At 49.3% G+C, this 10198-nt stretch carries 8 protein-coding genes and 1 pseudogene; 4 read left to right on the forward strand and 5 right to left on the reverse strand.

All coding sequences use genetic code 11. The features are described 5' to 3' along the window. Positions 1–62: 62 nt before the first annotated feature. Together BUA28_RS15115 and BUA28_RS15120 are read right to left on the reverse strand one after the other, a co-directional pair. Positions 63–311, reverse strand: coding sequence for an N-acetylneuraminate synthase family protein (locus BUA28_RS15115; RefSeq protein ID WP_256598349.1), 249 nt, complete (start codon positions 309–311; stop codon positions 63–65). A gap of 130 nt (positions 312–441) precedes the next feature. Continuing rightward, positions 442–1842, reverse strand: a complete 1401-nt coding sequence (locus tag BUA28_RS15120; RefSeq protein ID WP_072768961.1) for a surface carbohydrate biosynthesis protein — start codon at positions 1840–1842, stop codon at positions 442–444. 439 nt (positions 1843–2281) lie between these two features. Between BUA28_RS15120 and BUA28_RS15125 the strand changes: the two genes are divergently transcribed. Genes BUA28_RS15125 through BUA28_RS15135 form a run of 3 tightly spaced genes read left to right on the forward strand, consistent with a single transcriptional unit; the run spans position 2282 to position 4814 of the window. Beyond that, positions 2282–2998, forward strand: coding sequence for an acylneuraminate cytidylyltransferase family protein (locus tag BUA28_RS15125; protein WP_072768963.1), 717 nt, complete (start codon positions 2282–2284; stop codon positions 2996–2998). Continuing rightward, a complete protein-coding gene (locus BUA28_RS15130) occupies positions 2995–3981 on the forward strand; it encodes a Gfo/Idh/MocA family protein (RefSeq protein ID WP_072768964.1) in 987 nt (328 codons plus the stop codon). The genes BUA28_RS15125 and BUA28_RS15130 overlap by 4 nt, the downstream gene beginning before the upstream one ends. After that, positions 3978–4814, forward strand: coding sequence for an SDR family oxidoreductase (locus tag BUA28_RS15135; protein ID WP_072768966.1), 837 nt, complete (start codon positions 3978–3980; stop codon positions 4812–4814). The genes BUA28_RS15130 and BUA28_RS15135 overlap by 4 nt, the downstream gene beginning before the upstream one ends. A 295-nt stretch (positions 4815–5109) precedes the next feature. Here the strand turns inward: BUA28_RS15135 and BUA28_RS15140 are convergent, their stop codons facing one another. Continuing rightward, positions 5110–6153 (reverse strand): phospholipase D-like domain-containing protein, encoded by a 1044-nt coding sequence (locus BUA28_RS15140; protein ID WP_256598350.1) that lies wholly within the window; start codon positions 6151–6153, stop codon positions 5110–5112. A 136-nt stretch (positions 6154–6289) separates the two neighbouring features. After that, positions 6290–7558: a hypothetical protein gene (locus tag BUA28_RS15145; RefSeq protein ID WP_072768970.1), complete on the reverse strand. Its 1269-nt coding sequence runs from the start codon at positions 7556–7558 to the stop codon at positions 6290–6292. A 473-nt stretch (positions 7559–8031) separates the two neighbouring features. On the opposite strand from BUA28_RS15145, the gene BUA28_RS15150 reads away from it, so the two are divergent. Continuing rightward, positions 8032–9228, forward strand: coding sequence for an O-antigen ligase family protein (locus tag BUA28_RS15150; protein WP_072768971.1), 1197 nt, complete (start codon positions 8032–8034; stop codon positions 9226–9228). 17 nt (positions 9229–9245) lie between these two features. Here BUA28_RS15150 and BUA28_RS16025 read toward each other — a convergent pair. Continuing rightward, positions 9246–10198 (reverse strand): annotated as a pseudogene (locus tag BUA28_RS16025) (dolichyl-phosphate beta-D-mannosyltransferase); the annotation flags it as partial.

Consider the following 10198-nt stretch of genomic DNA (forward strand, 5'->3'; position numbering starts at 1 on the left):
TCGCCCGCCAGGCAAGGGAAAATGCCTTGCCCGGCAGGCCTACTGAGTCGGAAATTTCTACTTTAGACCGGTACTGATTTCGGGGTCAGGTCATCCCGATGAGCGCCATAGCTTTCCCCATAACTGTTTTGGGGGTTAGGGTGGCGTGCGCTATATTCTTCAGGGGTAAGTAATTCCTTATTCGAACGCTTTTGAAACTTTACGAAATCGCATTTCGCGAATGTTGCCGCAATCTCTATCATTTCGTGGGCGATCTCCATATCCCCCTTATGATTACAGCCTATTTCAGCAATGATTTTTGGTGTCTTCATAAATAATTTACGATTATCCTTTGATTAGATAAAACCCGAGCCCATCTTTGGCGAGCACCCGCTATCGCTATATCGTACAGATTCGAAAAATTTTTTGAAAAGGGATCATGAGGTTGAATTCGAAGATTCGCTAACCCTGGATTCTGAACAAGTGTCTTGAGTGTTGTTTGACTCTGATATTGCCAAAACGATTCAATAAATGGCCAAAACGCGCAATCTTCTGTTCGATCTCCGCGACCTTGATCTCGGGAAAGCGATGGTCATGGTACGAAAGTCGGTTGGGGCCAGGACGGCGCATGTTCAAGTTTGTGACCGAAGCTTTTAATTTGGCAAGCGCCCAGCCCTGAACAAACTTCCCAAGCGGGGGTGAGGGCGGCTGCTTTCTACCATAGCCGTTGTCCTCAAGGATATCGACGATGCGCTCGCAAGCCAAACGCCCATTTTGAGCCGCCAGATAATAGTCGATAAGTGCCTTGCGTTCCTCACCGCCCGCGACGCCCAGTTTACCTTCAAGAATTCCGGTCAAGGTATGCTGCAATTCTTCAAAATTGAAGGACTGATAGCTTAGCCTGGTGGGCAGGCCCTGAAACTCATAGTCATAATACTCATTGAATGTCGCAAGGTAGGATATAGCCGGCACCCCAAGCGCATAAGCCTCCAGTCCCGTCGTGCAACCATTGTGCACCATGGTCTTCGCAGCCAGAAGCCAGGGGATGACATTGCCCTCATTGATGACTTTCACTCGCCGGCACTTGGCGGCGATCTCATTGTACACCTTGAAATTTTCACTCGGATGTGGCCGGACGACAATCGTCAGATCAGGAAAAGCCTGTTCGAGAGCGGGAATGAGTTGCTTGAAATCCTCCAGTATTGCCTGTTTATGATCCCATAATCCATCCGCAAATTCGCGGCTCATTCCAATCCCGGCTTGGCCGCGCCGGGACTTCTTCTGCCCATCTTTCGACGGCACAAACAAACCAACATTCGGAATGAAGGGGTTCACCTCGGTAAAATTCGTGTTGATGAGAATGAAATCCCCGTAAAGTTTGCGCAATCTTTCTACTTCTGCATCGAAGTAGGGGCGCATTTCGGGCCGCAATATATCGCCGCGGGGATTTCCGGTAATATGGATAGGCATATTTGAAGGCAGTTGCGGATACTGCTGAAGCAGGTCGGCGTTTTCCTGGCCCCAGGCAAATATATGAGACACATTCCTGATTGTCGTCGGAGACATTCGAACCGTGAAATAGGTGTCGGGGGGCGGGTGAACCAGCGCCTCTTCTTCCCACGCAACGATCTCATGCCCAAGCAAACGCAGAATTCTGAACATTGAGTTGCTCAGGCTGCGCATGCTTTTCGCCAGATACACACCACGTGGAAGCGACGCCACCTCGAAATGAACAAACGCACGCGAACCGAGAATAACCGGGAAACCGCGCTCGGCCGCCACGCAAGACAGCAGAAGTTTGGCGTCCAGTTCACGCACTTGATTTTCAACAGGAATAATAAGGGTCGAGGCGGAATTTGACATATTTTCGAAAAAATACAAGTCAGCAAATTCAAGTTATCCATTATCGCATTGACGCAAGGTACAGGGTTATATCATTCGTACGTAAACGAAACGCGCACGGCAACGTCAAGGCTGTGCTGGTTCAACGATAGAAAGGTATTGCGTGCCTCGGAAACGTCGATTTGGCTGATTCATGATTAGTGAGGTCCACTACCCGGCTGAAAGTCAGGAGGTTGTACCGTCTGAATTTGGACATAGTGCCGGCTGAAATGGGAATTCAGTCTAGAAAATCCTGGTTTCGACCTTGACTACATAAACCCTTGTGGCGCATCCATGTTTAGTTGTCCCATGGCTCCTACCCATTCGGAACATTGCTTGACAACCACTTACCCCAAGCGCATCATTTCGGCCAAAACGGGCTATCGAGCCTACTGAATTAAAGCAATGCAGACTGTTGTCGATGTTGATTTATTCGCTCATTCCCGCGCGGGGGGGATCAAAGGCCGTCCCCCATAAAAATATCCGGCTTTTGCGGGGAAAACCTCTTATCGCCCATTCGATTGAGATTTCCCTTAAATGCCCCTCCATCCAGCGAACTTTTGTCAGCACGGACTCGGAGGAAATTGCCAAGGTAGCGAGAAACGCCGGCGCCGAGGTACCTTTTTTAAGGCCTAGTGAACTCGCGCAGGACGATACGCGGGACTTGCCCGTATTTCATCATTTTTTGGGATGGTTAGAACAAAATCGAGTCCCACTTCCCGATGCCATCTTTCAATTCCGTCCAACTTCTCCCTCGCGTAGCGTTTCGAAAATAGAAGAGGCTGCTGAGCTTCTGAAAAAAAATCCGGAAGCGGATTCGGTTCGAGGAATCATTGAGCCAGGGCAAAATCCTTACAAAATGTGGACCATCGGAGAGGATGGTTTTATGCAAGCGCTATTGAAGGTTCCTGGCATTTCCGAGCCCTTCAACGAACCGAGGCAAAGTTTGCCTAAGGTGTATTGGCAAATCGGTTATCTGGATTTGATTCGCACCCGGACCATTCTGGAAAAAAATTCCCTCACAGGCACACATGTCTTGCCGCTTAAAATCGAGAACAACGACTCCATCGATATCGACGATGAATTCTCGTTTCAACTGGCCGAATTCCTGATGGAAAGACGAGGAAGCAACATTTGAAAGCTTTGGTGGTTGGCCTTGGATCCATTGGAGTCAGGCACCTCAACAATTTGCATACGCTCGGAATTCGCGAACTCGGCGTGGTGCGAAGCCGGAATCTTCCGCCTCCCATGGAGATCATTCCCGAAGGTATTGCTGTCTTTCAAGATCTCGACCTCGCACTCAGCCACAAATTCGACCTTGTGGTGGTGGCCAACCCTACCTCGCTTCATCTGGAAACGCTCATCAAATCCCTCAAGGCAGGGTCCCACGTTTATGTTGAGAAGCCCATTGCCCATGAAAAACGGCGGTTGCCCGAACTGGCTCGCTACCTCACTCTAAATGGGCCTAAAGTTTTGGTGGGGTGCCAGCTCCGGATGCACCCGGGGCTGCAGAAAATCGAAGAATGGATCAAACAGGATAAACTTGGAAAGATCTACTCGGTGCAAGTGGACCTTGGAGAATACTTGCCCGACTGGCACCCTTGGGAAGATTACCGGCAGAGTTATGCTGCGCGCGCAGATCAGGGGGGAGGGGTTGTTCTGACGCTTATCCATGAGCTGGACTATTTGCATTGGCTTTTCGGAAAACCCAAGGAGGTCTTTGCTATCGGAGGGCATCGAACGTCTCTCGAAATTACAGCGGAAGATACCGCGCTCATCACGTTCGAAACCGAGCGAAACATCTGTGTTCAACTCCGGATGGATTATTGGCGAAAGCCGCCCGTCCGGCATATGAATATCGTGGCTGAAAAGGCCATCGTAGACTGGGACTATCCCGCTCGCCGCACTACCCTGAAACAAAATGGGCAAATCCTGGATGAAATGGAATTACCTTCAGCCTGGGACCGGAACGCGTTATTTCTATCCATGATGGGGGAATTTATTGAGACGTTTTCCCGAGGATCGACTCCCCGAGTCACCTTGCAGGACGGCATCGATGTCCTGAACACCGCTCTAGCAGTAAAAAAATCCCTTCAAACCCATCAGAAGGTTGCTTTATGAATCAACCGTACAAAGGTACGCCCTTTGATCTTACCGACCACGTGGTGCTCATCAGTGGAGCCACTGGTCTGCTCGGAAAAGAATTCGCTCTGGCTGCCGCTTCGGCTGGCGCCCATTTAGTACTGGGAGATTTAAAGAGAAATAATCTAGAATCTCTAAAAAGCGAAATTGCTTCTGTTTATCCAAATACGAAAACATGTATTCAGACCCTGGATGTGACCGACACCAATTCTTGCCGATCCATTGTCCAGTTATGCGAAATCCAGTTCAATCGACTTGATGCTGTTATTCACAGCGCCGCCATTGATCCGAAATTTGAACGGGGTTCTGACACCACCTCTTTTTCCAAATTCACTAAGTTTCCAAAAGAACTTTGGCAATCCTCTCTGGATGTCAATTTGACGGGTGCTTTTTTATTCACCCAGGCCGCCTGCGAAGTAATGGAAAAATCAGGGAAGGGTTCTATTATTTTTCTGGGATCCAACTACGGACTTGTCGGGCCGGATCAACGTATTTATAAAAAATCCGGTCAAGAGAACCAGACATACAAGCCCGCCGTTTATTCCGTTTGCAAAGCGGGTCTGTTGGGATTGACAAAGTTTTTGGCGGCTTATTATATGAATACGGCCATACGAGTAAATCTTCTCACGCCCAGTGGAGTCTGGAATCAACATGATGATGAGTTTATTAAAAACTATTCATCTCGGACCATCCTTGGCCGCATGTCAGAAAAAAACGAATACCGCGGAGCCGCTATTTTTCTAGCCTCGGATGCGTCGAGCTATATGACTGGCGCGAACCTGGTCATGGATGGGGGCTGGACTGCATTATGACTACCTCAAGACTTGATTTTTACCGAGGTGAGCTACACCGCAAAAGGTAATTTCTGGTTAAAGTCGAGTTTTGGGTATTACAATTTCGGATTTTCAAATTGTCGGTGCTAGCCGACTGTCGAACTTAAAGGAAATCGGCTGCAAAAGCGACTAGCCGGTTCATATTTCGCGTTTTGTCGAGCGATAGAATAATTATTGGTCTTAAAAATCCGCAGAATCCATCTTCACCCCGTCACTTTTTCGCTGCAATTCTTCAAGTCCGACAGGCCAGAATTTTCGTTCATGTCTGCGTTTTTCATTCCAACATATTACATCGGTCGACAAAAGCCTTGAAAAGCATGGGGTCGCTTGAAATGGCCGCAATTTCATGATTGAGCCAGAACGATGGTTTTGTCCAATTGAAGCTACCAAAAAAGGACCATACCTTCTCATGCTCTTCTACCAGCACGAACTTGAGGTGCATCGGAAGATGCTCGGGATTTTTGATTCGCTTGAACTGGATCCTGGAGGCCGAGAGCCGTTGTTCTACCTTTGCAGTGACGCGCCTCAAGGTTGAATCTGCAAATATCTCCAGTGCCGCACCTCGGTTGGCGAGCTCAATCATCACATCGGCGGCGCTCTCTGTTCTGATGTGCGATGCAACTATGCGGACACGCGCAGTGCTGCCAACCTGGTTCAAGAACTCCACCACCGGGTGCGTACGTATCCGGGGCCAGAAGTAGATAGTTGTGTCAAGGCTGCTGATCGCCAGATTTGCATTGGCAGAGAACCGGTAAAGTAACCCTGGCGGTACCCGATTCAGCTGTCGAGCATGCTTTACCAATTCTTCAACAAGATATGGGTCGACAAGTCCGACTAGCGCATTATGCCCCCGGTCCTGGTCACCTATTTTCCGGATGATTTCCGGCTTTTCCTCCGGCACGTTTCCTGATGGGTTGAAAGAGCCGATAAACGCAATGGGCTTTGGGTGCGAAAAGCAGTAAAGTTTTTCGTGTAATTGCGGCTTCCACGACTTCCCTGGCGGGGCGGGAAAACCAGGGAGGGTAACAACGCGAAGTCCTTTGGCCAGTCCATCATGGGCGGAAAGTCTTGTTATTACGGCATCGTTGGCATCGGGGACCCGCGGTTTGCCCGCTAGCGTCAAGGTAACCTTGACTCCGCGTTTATAAGCCTGAATAAGCGCTTCCGCAAGCCGCAGGTCACGAAAATAATAGGTAACCCAGTCGATGGAGCCGCCGGACGGAACCGCGGCGATATGTTTCTCCAATATATCGCGCAGGTATCCCGCGGGCTGGTCGGGGCCGCCAAAATATATCTCGAAAGAAGGCTTTTTCTCCACAGTTAATTCCGCCAGGATTCGTCTATTGCTGAACAGGGGAAATAACTGAATGATTCCGCCAATTTATTGATCCGCATGGCTCGCTGATTTATTTAATGCCAAAGACACGATTGAGGATTTGCTCTGTATCTTTCCTTCATCTTCTCTTCACCTGCGCTTCAAGCAAAGCCACATAGCGGGATAATACATCCGGCCCTCCGGCGTGAAGCATCTCGTTGATGAATCGCAGCCGATGTTCCTCCACATAGAAGGAACCGCCACCGCCGGTAAGAAACTCGTCAATTCTCTTATACACATCATCCCGGCATTTCAATTCCGTCTCGGGCATAAAACAGGCTAGCGCAGAACGTCCGGCATGCAGGTAATCGGCGGCTAGCACCGGTTTTCTCGCCTTGACTGCTTCAAAAACCACCGAAGTGGCAAGGTCGATAATAACATCCGCCCAATTCATCAAATGAATGGAATGGGTGTCATCGCTTGCCACACTTACATTCGGCAGGCGATGCAAGGACAAATTTTTGGTGAGGGGCTGTCGACGGCCGCCGCGCGTATGTGGCTTGATCACCAATTCTACTTCGGGAAAAGCGGCGATCATACCGATCACCTCGCCGACTTCTTCCCAGAACGTCGTAAAATTGCTCTTCCTCAAAAACATCACGACTTTAAGCCGGTTACCGGAGCGGGCCGTCAGCAAAGATGGAGAGATTTTTGTCAATTTCTCCAACCATTCGTCACAGTAGCGTGGGGAACCCAGCACAGCAATCGCCTGATCATCCAGGAACGGACGGAAGCGCTTTGCGCACAATTCATTGGGTACCACAAGCTTATCAAATATCCTTGCCGCAGAAAACAGGGTATCCGGTTCGAGGCTCCACTCATGGTGTCGTATCAGTTGACTGGCATGAGGACTATCTCCATGCGGCAGCGATGCTGTACCCAAACCCATGGTTCGTCCCATAGACACAACCGTCTCGACCCACTCCACGGAAATAGGCGAATCTCTGGTGATCCAGTCAAATACGATCACACCCTCGTCAATACCGTTGAAACTCCGCTGCAATAAGCGGTCAGTGGTGCTTCGCCAGATCAACTCGCGCCGTTTGGCACCGTACATCCGAGCCAATGCGCCGATAAGAGGGCCTATAAACAGCCGTCTCAAACTGCTGAGCAGGAGGAGCATCTGCATCTGCCATCTCAAGAATTCAACAGGTGGCAACAGGTTACGAATATGGGCAACTCGCACACCATCGAGCCTGCTCAGAAATTCAATACGGTAATCACTGAGAAATTTTGGACTACCTACCATGACGATATCGCAGATATGGCCCGCCTCGATCCATTTCGAGATGACCGGAGTGATGTGATCTATGTCATTATAATGGCGTAGAAAAAAAAGCGCTTTCATATGAGCCACCGCACAACGTTTGCGGCGGGAAAAATTATTTTCGTCTGGCAGTTAAAAGACGGATCAAATGTGTCCATTGCAACCAAATTTGAGAGTGTAAGGACTACATTTCATTCAAGAGGATTATCACGAAACATATAGGATTATGGCGGCGACGCAGGAGTCCAAAGAGGAATGCGCCGCAATTCCATCCCATCGCAATATATGCATAATTTGAGCTTATAATAAAACTGATTCTTCACGGTGGCTCAAGCCTGTTCAAGGGCCAGCAAAGCGTTTAAATTAGCGTTTCATCTCCAAGTGCACCCTGCAACAGGGTCTTTGACTGGAGCGGAATTCTGAGCCGGTTGACTATGAAAAATCAATCTATTTCGATGTGTTCGGAAGATCATAGGGTACGAAATTTAGCTTGGGAGGTGGAGGTTATAGGTCGAGTGTCCGATGTATGAGCAATCAACCCTGCTTCCAGCCTGATGAAAAACGCTCAGGTGTGGCACAACACGCTGGTAAAGTTTGTGCTGTTTTTTTTCGGCATAGCGCTGTGGAGCAAATGGCTGAGCTTGAATGTAGGTATTCTCGTAACCTTGCTCTGGATACTGGATAACGGCTTTCGCAGGCTCGGACAGGTAATCAAAGAACCTTTCGTATTAGCAATACTCATCTTTTGCGCTGTGTTGGCGCTGGGAATGCTTTGGGGCGACTTTCCCGCATATGGACGTTTGAAATGGAGAAGATATTTCGGACTTCTGGTCTTTGTGCCATTTTTATCGCTTTTGAATAAAGATCGTCTGCCTTGGGCGATTAGTGGTCTGCTTGCGGGTTATTTTGGCGTTTTACTTATCGGAAGTTATCAATGGGCTATTGTCGGGGTGCAAGGCATTCCACCCCTTGATATAAGCTATCTGACCTTCTCATCGATGCTTGGGATAGGGTTTATACTATCTCTGTATTTTGCCAGCGTGAGCGCCGGTAAAAGAATAAAGTCAGCATTATGGCTTCTCGCGACATTTCTATTTTTTATGCAGTTAAACCAGAATGGACGCGGACCTCTTCTGGCCACATTGCTTGCATCGGTATTTTTAATTTACCTGCGCTATAAAACAGAAAAAAAAGTCCTTCTGAGTATTGTCGCATCGGCGACCATTATGGTTGTATTTTTCGCATACAATAATGGCAACCTGCATGAAAGGCTGGTTCAGGCCCAGGCCGATATCGAGCTGTCCAAGCGAGGAAAATACGATAACAGCCTGGGTTATCGCCTCGCCGTCTGGGATGTTGGACTGCATGGCATCGCTCAAAAGCCCTTGTTTGGCCATGGCACAGGCGTACCCGAAAGCTATTTTGAAAAAACGGTGGTCACATACAAAGATGGTCGGTACAAGGATTTGCCAAAATTCCTTGAAACCTCTCATTATCACAACGACTGGATTGAAATTGGAATGCATATCGGCGCGCTTGGCATTTTGGCGTTCTCATTTCTTCTATGGAGCTGGTATCAAACCCTGAAAACATATCGCCTTTCCCTTCTGGGAGCAGCTTTAGTATGCTTTATTTTTATATCGGGGCTGACGGATACTTTTGTTCTTTTTGGCAAGATTCCCACTTTACTTCTGGTCATCACTGCTATTGGAATTGGCCGGCAGAAAGAAAATCGTGGAATGAAGCAATAGATTTTCTTTACTGAGAATCAAGGATTTTTACCCAAATACCCCTCCGCAATGCGGTAATGCACCTGCCGCAGCCGCTTGCCTTCGCGCATGACTACTCGCTCCTGTACCGGACCGGGTTGCAGGAGCATCCGGTCAATGTCATGTATTTTCGTGGTATGCTCGAGATCGTGGCGCCATATGCCCACCATGATGATGGGGCGGGTCGTGGGCGATTCCGATGGATACCAGAAATCGTACATGGCACCGCTATCGCCGAACATATTGCGTGAGCGTATCTCCATAGGCTCATCGCCGCGATTGTAAAAAGACAAGGGCGCAGCCACCGACCATTTGCTCATGCCTATCACAATGGGCTCTTGCCCAGTCCGTTGTCGAACCTCCGCTACAATTTGCTCGACCTCATTTGTGGCTTCGCGCCAAAAATAACGTTCGGACAAAAACTTGTAGGGAATCCCAGGGATACCGAGCACCACATAGTGCAGTACGAATCCATAGAGAATTAGGCAGATCATGATGGTCGGCTTCCAGGCTGCTCTCACATGGCGTGCGGTGGCGCTGAGATCGCCCGCCTGGCCCATCATCCACGCCATCGTTGGCAGTACCGCGAGCCATAATGGACCGGCCCAGTGGAACCGTTGTGAATCGAAAATACTGAGAATCAAGAACACTGACAGTGGCATGCCGGTGAACACTCCCACGAACAGGCGACGCTTGCGTGCATAGGTGCTGGAGTCACGTTCGGTCCTCGGCCACAACGCCATGGCTGCGGCAAGCAAACCCACCGGCGTCAACAGGACCATAAGATGCAGAAATAATTCGTGCACCGAGAATTGATTATCGCCTACCCCCTTGACCCGGCTTGACTGAAAGCTAAGCGACGCCCAGTCATGCTGGAAATTCCAGATGATCACCGGCGAAAACAGCAGTAGCGCAAGTGCGGCGGCCAGATATGCATGCGGCCGGCGCAGCC

It is taken from the genome of Nitrosospira sp. Nsp11 (genome assembly GCF_900142705.1).
Taxonomy (GTDB): Bacteria; Pseudomonadota; Gammaproteobacteria; order Burkholderiales; family Nitrosomonadaceae; genus Nitrosospira.

What these genes read in the sequence shown, in the direction of transcription:
- BUA28_RS15115 (WP_256598349.1), bottom strand. Translation starts at nt 311, where the DNA reads ATGAAGACACCAAAAATCATTGCTGAAATAGGCTGTAATCATAAGGGG.
- BUA28_RS15120 (WP_072768961.1), bottom strand. Translation starts at nt 1,842, where the DNA reads ATGTCAAATTCCGCCTCGACCCTTATTATTCCTGTTGAAAATCAAGTG.
- BUA28_RS15125 (WP_072768963.1), top strand. Translation starts at nt 2,282, where the DNA reads ATGTTGATTTATTCGCTCATTCCCGCGCGGGGGGGATCAAAGGCCGTC.
- BUA28_RS15135 (WP_072768966.1), top strand. Translation starts at nt 3,978, where the DNA reads ATGAATCAACCGTACAAAGGTACGCCCTTTGATCTTACCGACCACGTG.
- BUA28_RS15145 (WP_072768970.1), bottom strand. Translation starts at nt 7,558, where the DNA reads ATGAAAGCGCTTTTTTTTCTACGCCATTATAATGACATAGATCACATC.
- BUA28_RS15150 (WP_072768971.1), top strand. Translation starts at nt 8,032, where the DNA reads ATGAAAAACGCTCAGGTGTGGCACAACACGCTGGTAAAGTTTGTGCTG.